The sequence below is a fragment of the Arthrobacter sp. U41 genome, assembly GCF_007679325.1.
Classification (GTDB): domain Bacteria; phylum Actinomycetota; class Actinomycetes; order Actinomycetales; family Micrococcaceae; genus Arthrobacter.
Window position 1 is genome coordinate 22881 of the sequence record NZ_VEGI01000001.1, and the last position, 21291, is coordinate 44171.

General features: G+C 66.0%; 23 protein-coding genes. 14 read left to right on the forward strand and 9 right to left on the reverse strand.

Going from position 1 to position 21291, the window contains the following annotated elements; all coding sequences use genetic code 11:
* The first annotated feature begins 30 nt into the window (after positions 1-30).
* Positions 31-1410: a glutamate decarboxylase gene (locus FS787_RS00100; protein WP_144669963.1), complete on the forward strand. Its 1380-nt coding sequence runs from the start codon at positions 31-33 to the stop codon at positions 1408-1410.
* Between the two features lie 58 nt (positions 1411-1468).
* Positions 1469-2272, forward strand: coding sequence for a chitosanase (locus FS787_RS00105; RefSeq protein ID WP_144669964.1), 804 nt, complete (start codon positions 1469-1471; stop codon positions 2270-2272).
* 67 nt (positions 2273-2339) lie between these two features.
* Here FS787_RS00105 and FS787_RS00110 read toward each other — a convergent pair whose 3' ends face one another.
* Complete coding sequence (locus tag FS787_RS00110) at positions 2340-3449, reverse strand: cytochrome P450 (RefSeq protein WP_260982318.1); 1110 nt, start codon at positions 3447-3449, stop codon at positions 2340-2342.
* 208 nt (positions 3450-3657) lie between these two features.
* Positions 3658-4344: a DNA alkylation repair protein gene (locus FS787_RS00115; protein ID WP_186329053.1), complete on the reverse strand. Its 687-nt coding sequence runs from the start codon at positions 4342-4344 to the stop codon at positions 3658-3660.
* Positions 4345-4509: 165 nt separating this feature from the next.
* Between FS787_RS00115 and FS787_RS00120 the strand changes: the two genes are divergently transcribed.
* The gene (locus FS787_RS00120; protein WP_144669966.1) at positions 4510-6006 is read left to right on the forward strand and encodes an APC family permease; all 1497 of its coding nucleotides are present in this window, start codon (positions 4510-4512) and stop codon (positions 6004-6006) included.
* Between the two features lie 73 nt (positions 6007-6079).
* Here FS787_RS00120 and FS787_RS00125 read toward each other — a convergent pair whose 3' ends face one another.
* Both FS787_RS00125 and FS787_RS00130 read right to left on the reverse strand, forming a co-directional pair.
* A complete protein-coding gene (locus FS787_RS00125) occupies positions 6080-7516 on the reverse strand; it encodes a DUF2252 domain-containing protein (protein ID WP_144669968.1) in 1437 nt (478 codons plus the stop codon).
* Positions 7517-7751: 235 nt separating this feature from the next.
* The gene (locus tag FS787_RS00130; protein ID WP_144669970.1) at positions 7752-8522 is read right to left on the reverse strand and encodes a potassium channel family protein; all 771 of its coding nucleotides are present in this window, start codon (positions 8520-8522) and stop codon (positions 7752-7754) included.
* Between the two features lie 112 nt (positions 8523-8634).
* Here FS787_RS00130 and FS787_RS00135 point away from each other — a divergent pair, with 112 nt between their 5' ends.
* Positions 8635-9573: a 5'-3' exonuclease gene (locus tag FS787_RS00135; RefSeq protein ID WP_186329054.1), complete on the forward strand. Its 939-nt coding sequence runs from the start codon at positions 8635-8637 to the stop codon at positions 9571-9573.
* A gap of 76 nt (positions 9574-9649) precedes the next feature.
* Here FS787_RS00135 and FS787_RS00140 read toward each other — a convergent pair whose 3' ends face one another.
* Positions 9650-10762, reverse strand: a complete 1113-nt coding sequence (locus tag FS787_RS00140) for a serine hydrolase (protein WP_144669974.1) — start codon at positions 10760-10762, stop codon at positions 9650-9652.
* Positions 10763-10765: 3 nt separating this feature from the next.
* Positions 10766-11869, reverse strand: coding sequence for a hypothetical protein (locus FS787_RS00145; protein ID WP_144669976.1), 1104 nt, complete (start codon positions 11867-11869; stop codon positions 10766-10768).
* A gap of 348 nt (positions 11870-12217) precedes the next feature.
* On the opposite strand from FS787_RS00145, the gene FS787_RS00150 reads away from it, so the two are divergent.
* The 4 genes from FS787_RS00150 (at position 12218) to FS787_RS00165 (ending at position 15178) form a co-directional block, all read left to right on the forward strand.
* Positions 12218-12808, forward strand: coding sequence for a ferritin (locus tag FS787_RS00150; RefSeq protein ID WP_144669978.1), 591 nt, complete (start codon positions 12218-12220; stop codon positions 12806-12808).
* A 50-nt stretch (positions 12809-12858) separates the two neighbouring features.
* Positions 12859-13179 (forward strand): DUF1905 domain-containing protein, encoded by a 321-nt coding sequence (locus FS787_RS00155; protein WP_144669980.1) that lies wholly within the window; start codon positions 12859-12861, stop codon positions 13177-13179.
* A gap of 126 nt (positions 13180-13305) precedes the next feature.
* The gene (locus tag FS787_RS00160; RefSeq protein WP_144671770.1) at positions 13306-14571 is read left to right on the forward strand and encodes an MFS transporter; all 1266 of its coding nucleotides are present in this window, start codon (positions 13306-13308) and stop codon (positions 14569-14571) included.
* A gap of 226 nt (positions 14572-14797) precedes the next feature.
* Entirely contained in the window at positions 14798-15178 is a 381-nt protein-coding gene (locus FS787_RS00165; RefSeq protein WP_144669982.1) for a VOC family protein, read from the forward strand.
* Positions 15179-15184: 6 nt separating this feature from the next.
* On the opposite strand, the gene FS787_RS00170 is transcribed toward FS787_RS00165, so the two are convergent.
* Together FS787_RS00170 and FS787_RS00175 are read right to left on the reverse strand one after the other, a co-directional pair.
* The gene (locus tag FS787_RS00170; protein WP_260982319.1) at positions 15185-15757 is read right to left on the reverse strand and encodes an antibiotic biosynthesis monooxygenase; all 573 of its coding nucleotides are present in this window, start codon (positions 15755-15757) and stop codon (positions 15185-15187) included.
* Positions 15758-15819: 62 nt separating this feature from the next.
* Positions 15820-16161 carry a carboxymuconolactone decarboxylase family protein gene (locus FS787_RS00175; RefSeq protein ID WP_144669984.1) on the reverse strand — a complete coding sequence of 114 codons (342 nt, stop codon included), beginning with the start codon at positions 16159-16161 and terminating at the stop codon, positions 15820-15822.
* A gap of 312 nt (positions 16162-16473) precedes the next feature.
* Between FS787_RS00175 and FS787_RS00180 the strand changes: the two genes are divergently transcribed.
* Both FS787_RS00180 and FS787_RS00185 read left to right on the forward strand, forming a co-directional pair.
* A complete protein-coding gene (locus tag FS787_RS00180; RefSeq protein ID WP_144669986.1) occupies positions 16474-16776 on the forward strand; it encodes a hypothetical protein in 303 nt (100 codons plus the stop codon).
* 152 nt (positions 16777-16928) lie between these two features.
* Entirely contained in the window at positions 16929-18392 is a 1464-nt protein-coding gene (locus tag FS787_RS00185; protein ID WP_144669988.1) for a YdiU family protein, read from the forward strand.
* Positions 18393-18556: 164 nt separating this feature from the next.
* On the opposite strand, the gene FS787_RS00190 is transcribed toward FS787_RS00185, so the two are convergent.
* Positions 18557-18814: a metal-sensitive transcriptional regulator gene (locus FS787_RS00190; RefSeq protein ID WP_144669990.1), complete on the reverse strand. Its 258-nt coding sequence runs from the start codon at positions 18812-18814 to the stop codon at positions 18557-18559.
* Between the two features lie 131 nt (positions 18815-18945).
* Here FS787_RS00190 and FS787_RS00195 point away from each other — a divergent pair, with 131 nt between their 5' ends.
* From FS787_RS00195 to FS787_RS00210, 4 genes are read left to right on the forward strand one after another with little or no spacing between them, the layout of a single operon-like run.
* Positions 18946-19593: a rhodanese-like domain-containing protein gene (locus FS787_RS00195; protein ID WP_144669992.1), complete on the forward strand. Its 648-nt coding sequence runs from the start codon at positions 18946-18948 to the stop codon at positions 19591-19593.
* A complete protein-coding gene (locus tag FS787_RS00200) occupies positions 19590-20501 on the forward strand; it encodes a sulfite exporter TauE/SafE family protein (protein ID WP_144669994.1) in 912 nt (303 codons plus the stop codon). The genes FS787_RS00195 and FS787_RS00200 overlap by 4 nt, the downstream gene beginning before the upstream one ends.
* Before the next feature lie 41 nt (positions 20502-20542).
* Positions 20543-20839, forward strand: a complete 297-nt coding sequence (locus FS787_RS00205; RefSeq protein ID WP_144669996.1) for a rhodanese-like domain-containing protein — start codon at positions 20543-20545, stop codon at positions 20837-20839.
* A 58-nt stretch (positions 20840-20897) separates the two neighbouring features.
* Positions 20898-21260, forward strand: a complete 363-nt coding sequence (locus FS787_RS00210) for a co-chaperone YbbN (protein WP_144669998.1) — start codon at positions 20898-20900, stop codon at positions 21258-21260.
* Positions 21261-21291 lie beyond the last annotated feature (31 nt).

The following is a 21291-nucleotide window of genomic DNA, read 5'->3' on the forward strand; positions in this document are numbered from 1 at the left end:
CCCTTTGCAACAGTTTCTGAAGGAGAAGTGATGTCAGTAAATTCTCAGCCGACGGATGCCGACGTGGCGCTGTTCGGCAACCGATTCGTCACCCAGGAAGTTCCGAGCCGGGTGTTCCCGGAGACCGGCATTCCCGCTCAGGACGCTTTGCGGCTGGTGTCTGAGGACCTGGCGCTGGAAGGTGATCCGGCCCGCAACCTGGCGACATTCGTGACGACATGGATGGAGCCGCAGGCCCAGCAGATCATCGCCGCGAACCTGCACCGCAATTTCATCGACCACGCCGAATATCCCCGCACGGCCGAGATCGAGCAACGCTGCATCCGGATGCTCGCCGACCTCTTCCACGCTCCGGGCGAGACGACGGGAGCCCGAACTCAGGGATCCTCCGAGGCGATCATGCTCGGCGGGCTGTCCCTGAAGTGGAACTGGCGCAAGCGCCGCGAGGCCGCCGGTGCGTCGACGTCGAGCCCGAACCTGGTGTTCGGCGGCGACGTGCACGTCGTGTGGGAGAAGTTCTGCCGCTACTTCGACGTCGAGCCGCGCATCGTGCCGCTGCAGCCCGGGAAATACACCATCGGCCCGGACGACGTGCAGGCCCATGTGGACGAGAACACCATCGGCGTCGCAGCCGTGCTGGGCACGACGTTCACCGGTCACAAAGACGACATCGTCGGCATCAACGACCTGCTGCTGCGGATCAAGCGTGAGCGGGGCCTTGATGTGCCGCTGCACGTGGACGGGGCCAGCGGAGGATTTGTCTGGCCCTTCCTCTACCCGGATTCCAAATGGGACTTCCGGCTCGAGCAGGTCCGTTCGATCAATGTCTCCGGGCACAAGTTCGGACTGGTCTATCCCGGCATCGGCTGGCTGATCTTCCGGGAGAAGGCCGACCTGGCCAAGGACCTCGTCTTCGAGGAGAACTACCTCGGCAAGACCGACTCGACGTTCACCCTGAACTTCTCCACCGGCTCGTCGATGGTTCTTGCCCAGTACTACAACTTCGTGCGCTACGGCCGTGCCGGTTACACCTACATCATGCAGAACATGCAGACCAACGCCCGCGTCCTCGCCGAGAAGCTGGAGGCCATGGGCCGGTTTGAGATCATCGGCCCCGACGCGGAGCAGCTTCCCCTGGTCGCGTTCCGGCTCGCGGCCGACACCGGGTACAACGAGTTCGACATTGCCTGGCAGCTCTCGGCCGAGCGCGGCTGGATGGTGCCGGCCTACACCCTGCCGCCGAACGCCCAGGACGTGACGATCATGCGGGCCCTGGTGAAGGAAACGATGAGCCGGGAGCACGTCGACACGCTCGCCCGGGACATCGAGGAGGCGTGCTCCACCCTGGCGAAGAAGGGCGGCGCGCACGAATCCGAACGCAATAAGGTCGTCACAGGCCCCGGACATTGACTATTACGGTGGCTGGCGGGTTGCCAGGCCCGGAGTCACGACTACTTCGGGAGGTCTGATGCCGGGCCGATTTTGGGGACGACGGGGCCGGCAGGTCAGTGAACAGGCCCGGGCCCGGGCCGATATCGCGGATCCGGTAAACAAGGAGATTGCGCTCCAGCTCACGTCCACCGCCGAGAACTCTACTCCTGACTGGACTACCTCTTATGGCTACATCGAGGACATCGGTGACGGACGGGGCTACACCGCCGGGCTGGTGGGCTGGTGCAGCGGCACCGGTGACATGCTCGAGCTTTTGCAGGCGTACACAAAATCCGCCCCGGGAAATCCGTTGCGGCAGCACCTGCCGCTGTTGGAGCAAATCATGGACGCAGCCTACGAAGACCGGCCTGCGCTGAGCCATCGGCTGTTGGACCCGTCCTTCGTGGCGGACTGGAGGTCGGCGGCGGGTGACCCTGCCTTCCAGCGGGCCCAGCAGGAGGAACGGGACCGGGTCTACTGGCGGCCGGCGCTGGAAGAGGCAGCCCGGGACGGGGTCGGGCCGCTGGGGCTTGCGATCTACTACGACGTATCGGTCAACCACGGCCCTGGGGACGATGAGGAGTCGTTCGGCGGCATCCTGGCCGCGGCACGGCGGGCGCGGCGCCCCCCGGCCCAGGGCGGGGACGAGTCCAAGTACCTCGCCGCCGTGGTGGACGCAAGGGTGAGGATCCTTAGGAGCTGGGGTGACTACCAGCGGAACGGGCGCCAGGACATCCACTACGGACTCCTGGAAGCTGGCAACCTTGAGCTCATTCCGCCGTTCAGCTGGTCCGTCTACGGCGACACATTTGAGCTCCGTTCCTACCCGCAACCAAAGTAGTTATCTACTGACCATTCCGCAGCCCCCAGCCAACGTGTGGATAGTGGCCCTGCCTGGTTCGTCCGGCTCAGGCCGCCTGCCAGCTGACAGGGAGCGACTTCAAGCCGTAGACGATGGTGCTGTCCATCCGTTCAAGCTGTGCTCCCGGGGCCAGGGCCAGCCCGGGGAGCCGGGACAGGACGGCTTCCAGTGCGATCTTTGCCTCGAGCCTGGCCAACGGGGCACCCAGGCAGAAGTGAATGCCGTGGCCGAACGCCAGATGCCGGATCTGGCCCCTGTCGACGTCGAACCGGTCAGGGTGCTGGAACTGTCGCTCGTCGCGGTTCGCGGAGCCGATCCAGGCCACCAGCGGGGCGCCGGCCGGAATGTGAACCTCGCCCAGGGTTGTGTCTGCAACCGTCACGCGGTACATCGACTGAACGGGCGAGCGGAAGCGGAGCACTTCTTCTATGGCCTGAGGAAGAAGTGATGGCTCCGCCAGGAGGCGCTCGATGGTGCCGGGCACTTCGGTGAAGCTGAGAACGGCATTGCCAATCAGATTAGTGGTTGTTTCATTGCCGGCGACGAGCAGCAGGCTGCAGAAGCCCAGCAGCTCGGCCACACTCAGTTTCTGCCCGTCAATCTCGGCGGAGAGCAGATTGCTGATCAGATCGTTCCCGGGCCGGCTCCGGCGCTCCTCGATCAGGTTCAGGAAGTATCCGGTCATTTCCATGTTGGTGGCGTGGTGGTCCTCGTCCGTCCCGCCGGCCCGCGTCTGGCTGACAATGACATCGGACCACTGCTTGAAGCGGTCACGGTCCTCGGCGGCTATGCCCATAAGTTCCGAGATCACGATGACCGGCAGCGGGTAGGCCAATGCCTGGATCAGGTCTGCTGTGCCGTGGGACGAGATTCCCTCCAGCAGCTCATCCGTGAGCGTTGAGATGCGGGGAGCGAGCGCGTCCACGGCTTTCGGCGTGAACGCCTGGGTGACCAGCGAGCGTAATTGCCGGTGCCGCGGCGGGTCGGTGGTGATCAGGCTGGCCGCGAACAGCTGACCAGTCTCGGACGGATCGTCGCCGCCCATCCGGGAGGAAAACCTGGCATGTTCGGAGAGCGCCCGCTGCACGTCGTCGTACCGGAAGACATGCCAGGTCCCCGATTGCTCGTCGTGGAAGACGGGTGCAGCCTCCCTCATCCGCCCGTAGTGGGGAAAGGGATTCAGCGAATTCTCATTTTCCGGCGCGAAGTCCATGGCTGGCCTCTCTGCTCAGCCCTGCGGCCTGTCCGTCTGGGCGAACCGTCGGGTTGATGGACCGTAAAAACCTGAGTTTAGCGAATGCCGCTCCGCGCGTCAGTAGAAAATCCAAGCCATCTCCCAGGGGGCCGGCGTGGCGGGACGCGCCCTACTGATCCTGCTGCCGGCGCACCATCTCGTTAATCCAGGCGGGCGCGAAGGGAGACGTGCAGCCCGGGGGAGTCGGGTAGTCCTTGAGCACCTGCAGACGCTCACCGACGGCGAGTGCCCGGGCGCGCTGCTCCGCGTGCTCGATCCCGATCTGAGCCAGGCAGTGGTTCATTGCCCACTGCAGGCGGTCCGGGGAGTCCTTCATTTCCGCCTCGATGACATCGAGCAACCCGGGAAGGTCCAAGCCCTCCGGGTTCTTCGCCACGCGTTCGGTGGTCAGTGCCCAACCGGCGCTCGCCACTACCGGATCCGGGTCGGCGAACCAGGCAAGGCGCAGCTCCTCGGCGTGCTGGTTCTTCTTCACCACGTAATTCACCAGCCAGTCGTGCACCTTGGGGGTGCGGGCCTGGCGCAACATGACGTCCAGCTCGCTCCGCTCGAACGCCTTCGGGCGGCAGATCAGGATGCTGAGCAAGCGCGCCGCCGTGTCACCCGTCGCCCAGAGCTGGCGCGCGAGTTCCTGCTGTGTCCTCAGCCGCTTCGCGATCGCGCGCAGTTTGCTGAGGTTCACACCGTGATTGTCGCCGTGTTTCTCGTTCACTGCGCGGGCCTTCGGGTCCTCGAGCGCGGCCAGCTCGGCCAACACCTCGGCCGCCGTCACCTCGGCCACCGTCGTTTCAGCCACCTCAGCCTCCTGTCTATCGCGTGTGACCCAGCCTAGTTGGGTCCGGCGGTTCCGGACACAGGTTGTTGCCAAAGCGACTCCAGAGGTCCAAGGTGAGGTAGATCACGTCAATGTCGGGTCCGGCGCGGCTTCTCAGGGACCCGCGCAGCTGCTTGGAGGTCACCCATGAGCACAACTGAAGACAAGGTGTTCGACGCAACTCCCGAAGGTGACGAACCGGAACTCAAGCGGGTCCTGGGACCCAAGCTCCTGCTCCTCTTTATCGTCGGCGACATCCTCGGCGCCGGTGTCTATGCCGTCACCGGAACCATGGCCGGCACGGTTGGCGGTCTCGTCTGGCTGCCGTTCCTGCTCGCGTTCATCGTCGCGACGCTGACCGCCTTCTCCTACCTTGAGCTTGTCACCCAGTACCCGCAGGCAGCCGGTGCAGCGCTCTACGCCCACAAGGCGTTCGGGATCCACTTCGTGACGTTCCTGGTTGCGTTCGCCGTCGTCTGCTCCGGCATCACCAGCGCCTCGACATCCGCGAACGTCCTCGCCCAGAACCTCTTTGGAGGCCTGGTGATCAACGGCTGGATGGAAATGCCGGGAGAGGGAGCGATCACCGCCGTCGCCATGGGCTTTATGCTGCTGCTGGCGGCGATCAACCTGCGCGGCGTGGGCGAGAGCGTGAAGTTCAACGTGGTGCTCACCCTCATCGAAATGACCGCGCTGTGCATTGTGATCGGCGTCGGCTTCTATGTGATGGCCCAAGGAACCGGGAACCTGGCGGAGGTCACGGTCTTCACGGACTCCCAGGACAAGGGCCTGTTCCTGGCAGTCACTGCAGCCACCTCCATCGCGTTCTTTGCCATGGTGGGTTTCGAGGACTCGGTCAACATGGTGGAGGAGACCCAGAATCCCGAGCGGATCTTCCCCCGGACCATGCTGACCGGTCTCGGCGTCGCGGTGGTCCTTTACATGCTGGTGGCGGTGTCCGTGGTCACCGTGCTCTCGCCCACCGAACTCGAAGGGATCAGGGAGGCCGAAGGCGCCGCGCTCCTCGAAGTGGTGCACAAGGGCTCACCTGACTTCCCGATCGACAAGGTCTTTCCGTTCCTGGCGGTCTTCGCCGTTGCCAACACCGCGTTGATCAACATGTTGATGGCCAGCCGCCTTATTTACGGCATGGCCCGCCAGCATGTCCTGCCGCGGCAGCTCGGAAGGGTTCTCCCGGTGCGCCGCACGCCGTGGGCCGGCATCGTCTTCTCAACCGTCCTCGCGCTGGGACTCATCTGGTACGTCACCAGCGACCCGGACAGCAACGTCGTGGCGAACCTCTCGGGTACGACGGCGTTCCTGCTGCTGTGCGTCTTTACCGTGGTGAATGTGGCCTGTCTGGTGCTCCGGGGCAAGCGGGACCCCAGCCGCAAGGTGTTCTTCACCTCGCCCGGGCAGCTTCCGGTGGTTGCGGCCCTGCTGTGTGCCTTCCTCGCCGGTCCGTGGGTCGGCCGGCCCGTCATCCAGTACCAGATCGCCGGGGGCCTGATGGCGATCGGCGTCGTGCTGTGGTTCATCACCTGGCTGATCACCAGGAAGTCCAACACCCGCCCGGGCGAACCGGTCGGCATTCAGAACGTCGGCAAGGATGACCAGGTCCCGCCGCTGCCGCCCGGCCACTGACCTTGTACCGAATCCGGTAGCCGTACCGGCGGCGCCGCCCTGCCCCGGGCGCTTGCCGGCGGCGCGGCGATGCCTAAATGGCGTCGGTTGCTGCCAGCCGGCCTGTACGGACCGCGTCGGCAAAGGCCTGGTAGTCCTGTTCGTTCTGGTCGGCGTAGCGGTCGGAGAAGTCGGTGATCGACCGGTCGAACTTGTCGCTCTTGCCCAGGTAAGCGGCGATCGCGATCGGATCGCCTGACCGTGCGTGGGCACGGGCGAGCGTCCATCCGCAGACGTGTGCATAGAGCGTCATGCCCATCGGTTTCATCGTCTCCACCACGGCTGAGCCCTTCATGTCACGCAGCTGGCGCCAGTACAGATACCGATTGTCCTGTTCCCCCTTCGTCCACCCGAGGAAGATGTCGCTCGCCGCCTGCATCATCCGCTGGCCCTGCACCACACGCTCGCCGGGCTGCTTGTAGCGGCTCTTCGGCAAGTGGTCCTCGAGCACTGATCTCGTGGCCTCCTTGACCTGCAGGAACAGTGGATCCTGCTCGTCGCGTCCCTGGAGCAAGGCGATGAACGCCCGGGTGCCGACGCTGCCGACTCCCACCACCTTGCGTGCGACGTCGATGACTTCGAAGCGCTCCAGCAGGATACGCCGGTCGTCGGGCAACGTGGCCCGGTAGGAACGAAGCTGCGAACGAATGACACGCTGGACTTTATCCCCGGACATGCCGTATGACTCACCCAGCTCCCGGACCGGGATGACGATTGGCGGCTGGCTGACGATCCGGTACTTCCCGTCCACGCGCTCGGCGAGCTTGGAAAGCGCCTGCAGGCTGTCACGGGTGTGGGCCTTTGCGACGTTTTGCCGTGCCGTCTTTCCCAAGCCTTGGGCAGCCTTCTTGAGGGCCTTGCCCTTCTGGCTTGCCACGGCCAGGTCGATGGTTTCCATCAGCTGCTCCTCGGACAGACGGGCATACCAGATGTCCAGGGTCCCCATCTGCGCGAACTCAGCCATTGCCTCGCGGTACGCCCGCACAGCGGCGACGGTGACATCGCGTGTTTCTTCCGCGGTGAACGCGTTGTTCCGCGCCGCGATGGTGAAGCTCGCGGCCATGCGTTTGACGTCGTACTCGAACGGGCCGGGAAGTGTCTCGTCGAAGTCGTTGAGGTCGAACAGCAGGGTCCGTTCCGGTGAGGCGAAGACGCCGAAGTTGGACAGGTGGGCGTCCCCGCACAGCTGGGTCACCAGGCCAGCCCGGGGGGTGTCTTTCAGGTCGGCCGCCATAATCTTGGCCGCACCGCGGTAAAACGTGAATGGCGAGACCAGCATCCGGCCGTGACGCACCGGCACCAGGTCCTGTTCCCGGGTGCGGTTCTGTTCCTCGAGCAATGCGACCGGATCGGGGCGGTCGGCGGCGCGAGTCCACCCTGTGTGGCTGGTGACAGGCGTCTGGTCCCGGCATCCTTTGCCGTTCGCAAGACGTTCCTCGACACTCGGGTGCTTGACTTTGGTCTCAACCATGATCGTCGACCTCCCACTTACGTCAGGGACCGCCACCGGCACTAAGTGCCCGGTGCCGGTCCCGGCTGAGCGCGCAAAGGCGCCTTGGCTCCGTGCTCATCAACATGGCCGCTTAGTCGCGTATCTCGACCGCCGTCACACTGCGATTCTGGCCCTGCAGCGCCCAATCGTCAACGCACCGCGGGGGCACCCTCGGTGCTGACGCGCCGCCCGCGCGCCGGCTCCATTGCTGCCCCTAACCTGGTTCCTTACGTGGATTGATGTCCGTGTGGCTACGGCCGGTTTCCTCCGGGCCCAGGGCCAGCCGGTGATGGAGCCTCTCGATCTGCTCCGTTAGCCGGGCGAGCTCCTCGCTGCTTGCGGATTGGCTGGCTCGTGTCCTCGCATCCGCTGCCGCAGCCACGCTTTCCACCAGCCAGGAAGACACGGTGGCCGTGACCATACTCAAGACGACGAAGCCGCCGATCATCAGGGCGGCGGCAGCCCAACGACCAAGGACGGTGACGGGATAAAACTCGCCATAACCAATGGTGGTGATGGTGACCATCGCCCACCACAGGGAATCACCCATCGTGGTGATATTCGCGTTCTCGGCGCCCTTTTCGAAGCTGAGAACGCTCAGGGCCACGGTGTAGACAAGAATGACGGCGGACGCAATGACGTAGGCCATGACGCGCGCCCTGATGGCCGTGCCGGGGGCCCGGTCCATGACTTGACGCAAGGAGAATGGCCGCAGGAGCCGCAATGGGCGCATCACCGGAAGTACCACCACCAGCAACTCAAAAGGATGGCGGATGAACCATCGACCCGGCCGGGGAGCCAGTAGTAGTTTCACGACGTAGTCGACGCCGAAGGCAGCCCATGTTGTCCAGATGACAATGAGCAGGGCATCCGCGTAGGGGGCTGGCGGTTCCGCGATGATCAGAATGGAATACGCCGCCAGGAAAAGGAAGGCCGCACCGACGAGGGGCCACTCGGAATACTTCTTCCACGTCTCTTGCTTCATGGCTGAATCGTAGGGCGTTGTTCCCCGGATGTCCCTAGAAAATGCCCGGCGATCCTCAACACAAAACGGTGAGGGTCCAGCGCGAAGAGGCACAGCCGTGTCAGGATCAGTTATGTCCCATCGACTGATGCTGCTCGACACCGCGTCACTGTACTTCCGCGCCTTCTACGGTGTGCCCGACACGATCCGCCGCGCCGACGGCACGCCGGTGAACGCCGTGCGCGGCCTGCTCGACATGATCGCCCGGCTGACCGTCGACTACGACGCCACGCACCTCGTGGCGTGCTGGGACGACGACTGGCGGCCGCAGTGGCGGGTGGACCTTATCCCGACGTACAAGTCACACCGGGTCGCCGAGGTCGTTAAGGGTGCCCCCGACGTCGAGGTTGTGCCGGACGCGCTCACGGGACAGATCCCTATGATCCGCAGGGTGCTCGACCTCGCGGGCATCGCCGTCGTGGGGGCCGCCGGCCATGAGGCCGACGACGTCATCGGCACCTATGCCAGCCACGCCGGGTTTCCCGTCGACGTCGTGACGGGGGACCGCGACCTCTTCCAGGTGGTCGACGACGCCCGTCAGGTCCGGGTGGTCTACACCGCGCGCGGCATGAAGAACCTCGAAGTCCTCACCGACGCGGTGGTCGTCGAAAAGTACCGCGTCCTGCCCGCCCAGTACGCCGACTACGCGACCCTCCGCGGCGACACCTCCGACGGACTTCCCGGTGTCCCCGGCATCGGTGAGAAGACCGCCGCATCCCTGCTGGGGGAGTACGGCACGCTTGACGGGCTGCTCGCGGAGGCGGCGGACGCTGGAAGCGGACTGCCAGCGTCCGTGCGGTCGAAGCTCGCTGCGGCCGCGGACTATCTTGCGGTCGCTCCCGCCGTCGTGGGTGTTGTCCGCGACCTCGAGCTGCCCACGCTCGAGGAGGCCGGCGCGGAACTGCGCCCTGTCGCCGGCGAGTCTCGCGCCGAGCTGGAGCGTCTTGCGGATGACTGGAACCTCGGCGGTTCGGTCAGGCGGCTCCTTGAGGCGCTGGACCGGCGCCGTTGAGCGCCGTCCACATTTGTTGACGCCGGTGACGGAGGGCCGACGACGCGGTGACCGACTGCGATTAAGGGGGCGGCGATTAGACCGACGGCGATGAGTGCCACGACGCCGATGCCAGGAGCGCGAAGAGCGGTTCGAAGTTGTACCTGCGGGTGCTGTTGCTCATCACGACGACGCCCAGACCGCGGTCGGGATAAAGGCGCATGACGTTCCAGAAGCCCGCGCCGGCGCCGAAATGCTCCACCCAGTTTGCGTTGGTCTTGGTGGGCCGGCGAAACCACCCGGTTCCGTGGTCGAAGGGCTTGCCGGCCTGGTCAATGGAGCGCATGCGTCGGGCGGTGTGGGCGGAGAGGACCCGGACGCCGTCGAGCTCGCCGTCGCGCAGGTGCAGGCGAAGGAACCTGCCGGCGTCCAAAACGTCGCCCACCAGTCCGCCGTAGGCGGGCCCGTCCACGTAGAACGGGTTCAGTGACAGATATGGCCCGTGGCGGTCTCCGGCGATCCCGCCTGGCAGCAGGCCGCGCAGCACGGGGTCCACGATCCGGGGCGCCTTGACGTACCCGGTCGCTTTGTCCGCACCGTCTCCATAGCGGAACCCGGTGTGTTCCATGCCCGCAGGATGCAGGACGGACTGCCGGATATACGCCTCGAAGGGCACCCCTGCCGCGGCGGCGATGACCTCTCCGGCGGCAAGGTACCCGACGTTGGAGTACCTGGCGCTCTGCCCGGCCGGGCGGCGGTTGGCACGGCGCCTGCTCATGAGGCGCCGGAGCAGCGCCCCGGGATCCGGCGGATCCGCGCCGGCCGGGTGGACCCAGCGCACGGGCATCGGGTTGCCGAAACCGGCGGTGTGGTTGAGTAACTGGCCAACACTCGGCGGCGTCGTCCCCTGCGCGTGGAGGTACCCGACATACTCCTCGGCCGGGGCCTTCAGATCGAGGCGGCCCTCGTCCACGAGCCGGAGCGCAGCTGTCGCGGTCACAATCTTGGACATGGAGAACCACAGATACGACGTCGAGGCGGTCGCCCGCGTGTTCGCTGCGCGGTTGGCGAGGCCGTACCCGGCAGCGAGGAGCGTCCCCTCCCGATTCACCACGGCCATCGACAGGCCCGGGACGCCGCCCCGGCGCATCATCGTGGCGACCGCCGCCGTCACGCCGCGGGGTGGTGTGCCCGGTCCGGACCTGTCCATGTGTCAGACGGCGTAGCGAAGAATTCCGGCGGCCTGCGCCTTCTCCGGCATGTCGGATTGGCGCACGGCAAGAACCCGGGCACCTGTTCCGAGTGCCCGCCGGGCGATTTCCTCGATCACATCGTTGCCCGCGTCCGCGTCCAGGGTGAGTGCGCCGTCGTCCCCGACCGAACCGTTGACCACGGCGTCCATGTCCACAACAAGCGTCTCCACCGCGCCGAAGGCAGCGGCCCGGGCCAGATCGCTGAGGTCCGTCGCCGCGCGGCCGTTGGTGCGACGCTCTTCAAATGTCGATTTCAAAGCCACAAGATCGGCCGCGTAGATTCGGTCCAGCACACCGCGCGCGGCGTCCGCCAACTGGGTCGGGGTCAGTTCGTCGGGATTCCCCTCGATGGCCTCAGCAGCGACGTGTGCGTATCCCGTGAGATTGCGGTAGATGCTCCTCAGCGGCTCCGCCGCAGCGATCACCAGCGGCAAGGACTGTCCGTTCAACATCGGACGCAGCACTTGGTCGACGGACCGGGCGTACTGGGTCAGCCGCACCTTCCGTCCCTCGTCGCCCTGCAGCCGCCCGGAGGGGGCGCGGCCGCCGATCGAATCGAGCCCCACGGCACTCGCTGCATCGCGCGGCATCCCCGGGACCGTGACTTCTTCGGCCGGCCGGTCGGCCGAGACTTCCACGAGCCGCGCCCCGTTCTGCGAGATCGCGAGCACAAGCGCCGCGTTCGGGAAGGTTGAGGCGCGAAGGAGCGGTGTGATGGCGAACCGGTCAGTCACACTCACGTGGTCCTCGAGGTCGTTGGGCAGACGGAACTCAAGAATCGACGTCGGCGTCGCGAAGATGGCCAGACTGCGGCCCATGTCGAACCAGAACTCCGGGGACTCCAACAGCTCGTGGAGAAACGCCTCTACGGCGGCGACGGATTCCTTGTCGCCGCCCTCCTGCAGTTGCTTGACGGCAGAACCGAACAAAGAACGCGCTTTGGTCTGATTCTTCTCCGAATCGGCCGGGACGCTGCTCGTCGAAAGATAGACGGTGACGCTGTGCGGATCGCGTGCGGCCGCCAGGCGTTCCAGGTCGTACCGGGTCGGCATGTCTATATGCATGGGGTGCTCCTCATTGTTATCCCTGCGGTGTTCTTATCTCTGCGTCGAAAAGCATGACGACGGGCCTGGTCCACCTGCTTGCTGCTGACTGCCCCGCCGGAGGGCCGGCAATACCGGATCAGCCCAGCATCAGACCCCCAACTGCTCGTGTCAACAGACGGTGGAAACGGCACATGATCCGGTTCATGCAATCAGCGTCAGGGTAGAGAAACGGCCTTGACGCAGGGATCCAACGCGGAGCACGCTCGTTACAGGCCCTCCGGCATTTCCGGACTGCGCACAACCTTGATCCGGCAGAACCTTGGCGCCCCAGGTCCACACCTTGAACACTGACTTGAGGAGAGCACCATGAGCCCACAATTCAACGAGCTGCTGACCCGCCAGGTCGGCAACGAGTTCGCAGCGTCGCAGCAGTACATCGCCATCGCCGCCTGGTTCGACGGGCAGGACCTTCCCCAGCTGGCCAAGCACTTCTACCGCCAGTCCCTGGAGGAGCGGAACCACGCCATGATGATGGTGCGCTACATCCTGGACCGCGGTATCAAGATCACCATCCCGGGGATTGACCCGGTCCGGAACGACTTCACATCGGCAGAGGAACCCTTGGTCCTTGCCCTCGCCCAGGAGGTTGAGGTCACGGACCGCATCAAGGAACTTTTCGCCGCGGCCCGGGCGGAAAACGACCCCCTGGGTGAACAGTTCATGTTGTGGTTCCTTAAGGAGCAGGTGGAGGAGGTCGCATCGATGTCCACGCTGCTCAACGTCGCCCGCCGGGCAGACAACCTTTTCGACGTCGAGACCTTCCTGGCCCGAGAACGGGTGGGAGACGCCGGCCAGCACGGGGGAGGAGGGCACGGCGGCCATCACGGCCACGGAGGCGGCCACGGCGGACCGCCCGAGGACACCGGCACACCGGAAGCCGCCGGCGGCTCACTCTAGCGAAGAAGAGACCTTGCCGGCGGCGAACGCCATCCTGCAATAATCAGACCATGGTGCTGAGGTATACCTTCACGGCCCGCCTGTGGCTGTATCCGGGCGAAGCCGGGTGGCACTTCCTCACGGTTCCAGGGAAGGTCGCGGCGGACGTCCGGGAGGACACCCTGACGATCCGCCGGGGCTTCGGCTCCGTCAAAATCACGGCCACCATCTCCGGACACCGCTGGTCCACGTCCCTGTTCCCGGACAGCCGGAGCGGTTCCTACCTGCTGCCCGTCAAGAAGACCATCAGGACCGCAGCAGGAATCGAAGCCGGAGACCAGGTCAGCGTCGACGTCGGAGTGCCCGACGCCGGAGTGCCCGACGCCGGTTGAGCAGCCGGTGATGTTCCAGATCCGATCCGGATGCTCCTGCGCAACTAGCCGCCGCTCTGGCGCGCACCGGGCAAAGGGGGCGAGAATGGGCACGTGCTCCCCACTAGCCCCGGGGACGGCGAGGTGATGAACGCCGCCGCTCGAAAGATCCAGCGCATCTACCTGACGCTGACGCTGGGCAATACCCTTGCGGCCTCGTTCATCTGGGGGATCAACACCCTCTTCCTGCTGGACGCCGGACTCAGCAATCTGGAGGCTTTTGCGGCAAATGCCTTTTTCACGGCCGGGATGGTCCTGTTCGAGGTGCCCACCGGAGTGATTGCCGACGGGTGGGGCCGGCGCGTGTCGTTCCTGCTCGGCACGGCGACACTGGCCGTCTCCACGTACCTCTACTACCTGCTCTGGCAGCTGTCCGCCCCCTTCTGGTGGTGGGCGGTGGTGTCCGTTTTGCTCGGGCTGGGATTCACCTTCTTCTCCGGAGCGGTGGAAGCCTGGCTCGTGGACGCGTTGCGGTTTTCGGGGTATGAGGGCGGGCTGGAGACGGTGCTCGGGAGGGGACTGATGGTCTCCGGCGTTGCGATGCTCGCCGGCTCGGTCGCCGGCGGCGTGATCGCGCAGGCCACCGACCTAGGCGTGCCGTTCCTGCTGCGGGTGGGAGTGCTGCTGGTCATGTTCGCCGTGGCCTTTTGGCTGATGCGCGACGTCGGGTTCACCCCCGAGCGCTCAGGGCATCCGCTCCGTGCGACCCGTGCCGTACTTTCCGCCTCGATTGAGAACGGACTGAAAAACCCGCCGGTGCGTTACGTGATGCTGGCCGCGCCGTTCAGCGCCGGCGTCGGGATCTACGTTTTCTACGCCCTTCAGCCGTACCTGCTGGAGCTTTTTGGTGATCCGGGCGCGTACTCGGTGGCGGGCCTGGCGGCGGCCATCGTGGCCGGCGCCCAGGTGCTAGGCGGCTGGCTGGCCCCCCGGATCCGGCGCCTGGTCGGCCGGCGGACGACCGTGTTGATCCTGAGCAGCGTCGTGAGCTCCTTGCTGCTGGTGGTGCTCGGGTTCACGCGGATTTTCTGGGTGGCACTGGCGCTGCTGGCGCTCTGGGCGCTGGTCTCCTCGGCGGGCACCCCGGTGCGCCAGGCCTACCTGAATGACATGATCGCGTCGAAGCAGCGCGCAACAGTGCTCAGTTTCGACTCGCTGATGGGATCAAGCGGCGGCGTCGTGGTCCAGCCGCTGCTCGGCAGGGCGGCCGATGTGTACGGCTATTCCGCCTCGCTGGCGATTGCCGGCGTCATCGAGCTGATCGCGGCGCCCTTCCTGCTGGCGAGCCGGCGTCAGCACCCCGCGGCCGACCGCGCCAATACCTCGACGGCGGCGGATTCCGCGCAGTCTTGACTCTGCCGGGCCCAAGCCTAGGATAGTGCGCATCAGCACCTTCCGGGCGTTGACAGGGGTGGCCGGCGCCGGTGCTGGGACGGATGACTGCCAGTGACCCGAGGCCCGGGTTTGCACGACGCGGCCCGGTTCTCCGGCCTGACGGCCACATCATTTTGCAGTGTGGATGGCAGCTGGGTGGCTTCCGAAAAGATGATCAACGCTGATCACGAGGGAGAAATTAGTCATGCTGAAGGATCTTGAAATCAACGCCGTCCTCCCCGCCAAGGACATCGCCCGGGCGAGGACCTATTACCGTGACGTTTTGGGGCTGGAGCCCGCGGACACCGTGGACGAGGAGAACCTCATCTACCGCTGCGGGAACGGTACAGCATTTCTGCTGTACCGGAGCGACTTTGCGGGTACCGCGAAAAGCACCCAGATGGGCTGGGGAACGGACAACTTCGACGCCGAGGTGGAGGACCTCCGCGGCCGCGGCGTGGTGTTCGAAGAGTACGACTTTCCGGGCCTGAAAACTGAAAACGGGGTCGCGGACACCCCGATGGGCAAAGCCGCCTGGTTCCTGGACAGCGAGGGAAACATCCTGAATCTCTTCCAGCGCCCGTAGCTGTGGTCAGCGTTTCCTGCGAAGCCAGGGGCCCAGGAGCCTGGTGGTCACGGGAAGGAAGATGTAGGTCATCAGCGGAGTGAGGAGGCAGACGGTCAACAGCACTTGCAGGGGCAGCGGCCAGTCACCGGTCAGCGGGTGCAGCAGGAAATTGGCCAGCAGGCTGAGCGGAAAAAAGGGAAGAAAAATACTGACCATTTGCTTCCAGCGGGGAGGCACTACGGTCTCGGGCACGGTGACAAGGGCATCGCCGGGCTGGGCGAACCAGCCCTCGATGCCCGTCCGCCGTTCAACCTGGGTTACTTCCACGAGGTCCGCCGCGCTGTCAATCCACCAGCGCCGTTCGTCCGACTGTTCCCAGTCGTTCAGCAGACCCGCATCGGCGAAGCGGTACAGCATGTGCCATTCGTTCGAATCAGCGGCTGAGCGTACCCAGCCGGACCCGAGATAGCCTGGCCACTCGCGGGCCAGTTCCTGGCCGGCATGGGCCCAGGCGCTGGCCTGCCGGGTCCGGCCAGGCTGGACTGTCCGCACAACGGATACGGTGACGGGCTGGGGGCGCAAGTCAGGAAGGGTCACTGCACCAATCTTACCGGCGACGCGAACCCCTCGCGCCGGCGCAGGACGTCGTCGGGCCGGTGTCAGTCCCCGGACTCGGCGTTGAGCTCGGCTTCAAGCTCCGCCTCGATCACCGCGACGGCGAAGCCCAGCGCGCGGGCGAGGTTGCCGGACGCCGCCACAACCCGGGGAGTGCCGACGACCGGCGCGACGGCGATGAGGATACCCTGCACGTCCTCCAGGGTGATGCCGACGTCGCTCGCGGTACCGGCGTTGAGCAGGTAGGACGCAGGCGGGGCATCCACCGCCACGAGCGCCGCGATCCGGGCCAGCATGATCTCACGGTCATCGAGATTGCAGCGGTCGATCGATACGGCGGTGATCTCGGCGAGTGCGTCGAGGACGGGGGTTTCTTCTTCGGCCATGATCATGTCTCCATCTGGTCGCGGCGGTTATGGGCTGAGGCAGTTCCGGGTTGGGGCGGTTGGATGCGGAGGCGGGTGGATGCTCGGTGACGCGATGCCAACCGGTCTCCGCCACCCGCCATGCAACGTATCCCGCCACCGCGGAGGTCAGCATCACCCGCAGGGGATGACCCGATCAGCGGCCACCCCAAGCGGGCAACCCGGACACATCCTGAACCCATCCATGCGGAAACCACTCCGGCCCGGCTCCTTACTTTGAAGGGCCTTTCAGGCCTACAGTTGGGCTTCTAGAACTGTCGACAGGAGTGCCCCATGATTACCCTGCAGATCGAACACCGGGTCCGGGATTTCGGCATGTGGAGGAGGGCATTCGACAGCGACCCGCTGAACCGTGCCGCCTCCGGGGTGCGGTCCTACCGAATCTCGCGTCCGCTGGACCAGGAGGACTACGTGATGCTCGAGATGGATTTCGATACTCAGGCTGCGGCCGTGGATTTTCTCGGCCGGCTGCAGAACGACACCTGGAAAACGGGGGTGACAGCGCCGGCCCTGATCGGTGAACCATCGACCAGGATCATCGAGACGGTCGCGATCGAGATGGTGGCAGCAGTCTAGGACCGACGTACTTGCCGGGGCTGGGTGCGGCCGCGTCATCGGGGGCCCTCGCCGGGGCCCGGTAACGGCGTGCCGTTCCTCGTGCGCACCGCCAGGCCGGCGCAGTGACACCCCGGTAACGCCGGCCAGGGTGCCGGGGATAACCTTGTTGTATGACTGCCGCAGCCCCTCCAGCCGTCGCCTTTGACGGACGCTTTGCCCGGGAGCTTTCGGAGCTGGCCATTCCTTGGCAGGCCGAGGAGGCGCCGGAACCGCACCTCCTGGTCCTCAACGAGCCTTTGGCCGCCGAGCTTGGGCTGGATCCTGACTATCTGCACGAAAGCGACGGCGTGCGTTTCCTGATCGGAAACCTGGTGCCCGGCGGCGCCACCCCGGTGGCGCAGGCCTATGCCGGGCACCAGTTCGGCTGGCTGGCCCCCCGCCTCGGTGATGGGCGCGCCCTCCTGCTCGGGGAGATCACCGACACGGAAGGGCATCTTCGCGATGTCCACCTCAAGGGCTCGGGGCGCACGCCGTTCGCCCGCGGCGGCGACGGTCTCGCCGTCGTCGGCCCGATGCTGCGGGAGTACATCGTCAGTGAGGCTATGCACGCCATGGGCATCCCGACGACGCGGTCCCTGGCCGTCGTGGCGACGGGGCGCCCCGTGCGCCGCGACACCATGTTGCCGGGTGCGGTGCTCACCCGGGTCGCAAGCAGCCACCTGCGCGTCGGCACCTTCCAGTACGCCCGCGCCACCGGCGACCTCAGCCTCCTGCGCCGCCTCGCCGATCATGCGATCGCCCGGCACTTCCCCGGCGCGGCTGAGGCCGAACAGCCCTATCTTGTGCTGTTCCAGTCGGTGATAGCCGCCCAGGCGGCGCTGGTGGCCCAGTGGATGCTGGTGGGTTTCGTCCACGGGGTCATGAACACCGACAACATGACAATCTCCGGCGAGACGATTGACTACGGTCCCTGCGCCTTCCTCGACGCTTTTGACCCGGCCGCGGTCTACAGCTCGATCGACGAGACCGGACGCTACGCCTACGGCAACCAGCCCCTGGTGGCGGAATGGAACCTCACGCGGCTCGCGGAGGCCCTCCTTCCCCTCTTCCACGATGAGCAGGAGCAGGCGGTTGCCCTGGCGCAGGAGGCCCTTGCCGGTTTCCGCCGGCAGTACAGCGCAGCGTGGTCGGCCGGTATGCAGGCCAAGCTCGGTCTGCCGGACGGCCTCGACGACGACGTGGCCTCGCCGCTCGTGGACGAGTTGCTCAGCCTTATGCAGGCTTCCCGCGCTGACCACACATCGTTCTTCCGGAGCCTTGGCGCCGCAGCCCGCGGCCATACGGTACCTGCGCGAAGCCTTTTCACCGACACGGCGGCGTTCGATGCGTGGGCCGCGCGCTGGAGGGCCCTAAACCCCGACGCCGACGCGATGGACCGGGTCAACCCGGCTTACATCCCGCGCAACCACCTGGTCGAGGAGGCCCTCGACGCCGCCACGGGGGGCGATCTGGACCCGCTCCGCCGTCTGCTCGAGGCCGTGACCAGCCCCTATGACGAACGGCCTGGTCTGGAGCGCTACGCCACCGCCGCGCCGAAAGAATTCGGCCCGTACCGGACGTTCTGCGGAACCTAGCGGCAGGCCGTGAGAACGGCGCCGCCGTCGCCGTCGGGCCGGCCGGCAGGCCTTGCTTGGACCGGCGGCTCGTGAGCAACCAGGGCATCTCTCCCATCCCGTGTATTAGGCCTGGGCGCACTCCTCAAGCCGTGCAGGCGCAGTGGCGTCTGTGTGCGGGGGAGTCACGCCAGTGACAGGAACAGCTTCTCCAGATCCTTGGTGTCCATGCTGGAGTCGTTCCGGGCCGCGCACTGCTCCAGCCCGCTGGCAATGATGGCGAAGCCCGCCCTGTCCAGCGCTTTCGAGACGGCGGCCAGCTGCGTCACGGTGTCCTTGCAGTCACGGCCCTCCTCAAGCATCCGGATGACAGCCCCCAGCTGCCCCTGGGCACGCTTGAGTCGGTTGATGGTGGGTTTCAGGTCTGCTGAATCAAGGTCCATGGGGGCTCCAAAGCTAGGGATGGCTATACCCAAGAATATACCCCCCTAGGTATTTTTGACTACCCCCAGGGGTATCTGCAATACTCGGTGGGGTATTCAGTTCTCTGTTAGACCGTCTCGAAAGGACACCCATGACGCCCTCCTCTGCTTCTCCCGCCAAGGCTTCCCAATCCGCACAGGCCGTCACCTCGCTGGCGCCGGAAACGCTGCGCAGCTGGTTCCAGGAGCACCAGGACCTCATCGTGATCGATGTCCGCTCGGCCGCCGAGTTCGAAAACATGCACATCCGCGGCTCCTACAACGTCCCGCTGCCGCTGCTTTCCGAGCACACCGATGAGCTCGCCGCCCGCCTGGGCAGCCGCGTTGTGCTGGTCTGCCAGTCGGGAGCACGGGCCGAGCAGGCACGGCAGCGCCTGGGTGGCGCGGGCATCAGCAACGCGTACGTCCTGGCCGGCGGAGCCCCCGGGTTTGCCGAAGCGGGCGGAGACGTGGTCCGCGGCAAGTCACGCTGGGACCTGGAGCGCCAGGTCCGGCTCGCCGCCGGTTCACTCGTCGTGCTGGGCCTTGCCGGAGGCAAGTTCATCTCACCTAAAATCCGGCTTCTCGCCGGGGGCATCGGCGCCGGCCTGACCTTCTCGGCCGCCACCAACACCTGTGCCATGGGCAAAGCGATTTCCGCAATGCCTTGGAACAAGGCCGCTGAGGAGCCGACCCGCGAATCGGCCATCCTGCGGTTTCCTGTAGCGGCTGACGTGACCCCGGAGTCCAAGGCCTCATGACCGCCACGCTGATTCTCGTTCTGGCCCTGTCGGTGCTCATCGGGCTCTCGCTCGGTGTGCTCGGCGGCGGCGGATCCATCCTCACGGTGCCCATCCTGGTCTATGTGGCCGGATTCGAAGCCAAGGAAGCGATTGCCGCGTCCCTTTTCGTGGTCGGGGTGACCTCGGCCGTCAGTGTCGTCAGCCACGCCCGCGCCGGGCGCGTGATGTGGCGCACCGGCCTCCTCTTCGGAGCCGCCGGCATGGCCGGTGCCTTCGTGGGCGGACTCCTGGGCGGGCACATCCCAGGACAGATCCTCCTGATTGCGTTTGCCCTCATGATGGTGGCCACGTCCATCGCCATGATCCGTGGACGCAAGAAGAAGGCTGACGCGGACACCGGGGCGCCCAAGCACACCGAACTGCCGCTGTTCCGGGTCCTGCTCGACGGACTCGTCGTCGGCCTGGTCACCGGCCTGGTGGGCGCCGGCGGCGGATTCCTGGTGGTTCCGGCCCTGGCGCTGCTCGGCGGACTGCCGATGGCAATCGCCGTCGGCACCTCGCTCGTGGTGATCGCAATGAAGTCCTTCGCCGGCCTAGCCGGCTATCTCACCACCGTGCAGCTGGACTGGGGGATCACCCTGGCCGTTACGGCGGCCGCCATAGTGGGCACCCTGATCGGGTCCAAGCTCGCCGGCCGCATTCCCGAAGCAGCCCTGCGCAAGGGCTTCGGCTGGTTCGTGCAGGTGATGGGCGCCTTTGTCCTCATCCAGCAGGCCCCGGTAGACCTGCGCGGACCCATCGCCCTGGCGGTCGCGGGCACCGCCGTTGTCGCGGCGGCCGTCTGCTGGCTTTTTGTCCGGTCCTGCCCGCTGCGCAAGTCCAACCGCACCACCCGAAACCGGGACATCCAGCCCACTCCGGTCTGACGCGCCCACTTCCACCCACTCCCGACACGAAAGGCATCACCATGGCAGAAATCAGCATCACCGAAGCGGACCAGCGCCGGAACCAGGCGCAGCTCCTGGACGTCCGCGAGGACTTCGAAGTCGCCGAAGGCATGATTCCCGGCGCGCTCCACATCCCCATGGGCGAGCTGCAGGCCAGGCTGGCAGAACTGGACCCGGAAATTCCGGTCATCGCCATCTGCCGTAGCGGCAACCGCAGCGCCCGCGTGGCGGATGCCCTCAACGGTGCCGGCTTCACGGCAGACACCATGGACGGCGGAATGATCGCGTGGACCCGCGCGGGCCTGCCCACCACCTGACCCGCCACTGGGCAACAGCCCGCCAGAAGACCAACCACCCGGAGGAACGGAACCAGACATGGCAACCATCGACATCACCGAAAAGACCCTCGCCGAAACGCTGGAAACCAACGACATTGTCCTGATCGACTTCTGGGCGGGCTGGTGCGGCCCCTGCCGCATGTTCGCCCCCACCTATGAGGCGGCTTCGGTGAAGCACCCCGACGTCATCTTCGCGAAGGTGGACACCGAGGCCGAACAGGCCCTGGCGGCTGCCGCCGGAATCACCTCGATCCCCACGCTGATGGCCTTCCGCGACAAGACCCTCGTCTTCTCGCAGCCTGGAGCGCTCAACGCCTCGGGCCTGGACCAGGTCATCGAGGGTGTAAAGAACCTGGACATGGCCACCGTGCGGGCCCAAGCGGCGCAGCCACAGGGCTGACCGGCGCGCCGGCTGAAGTCCGCGCGGCGAA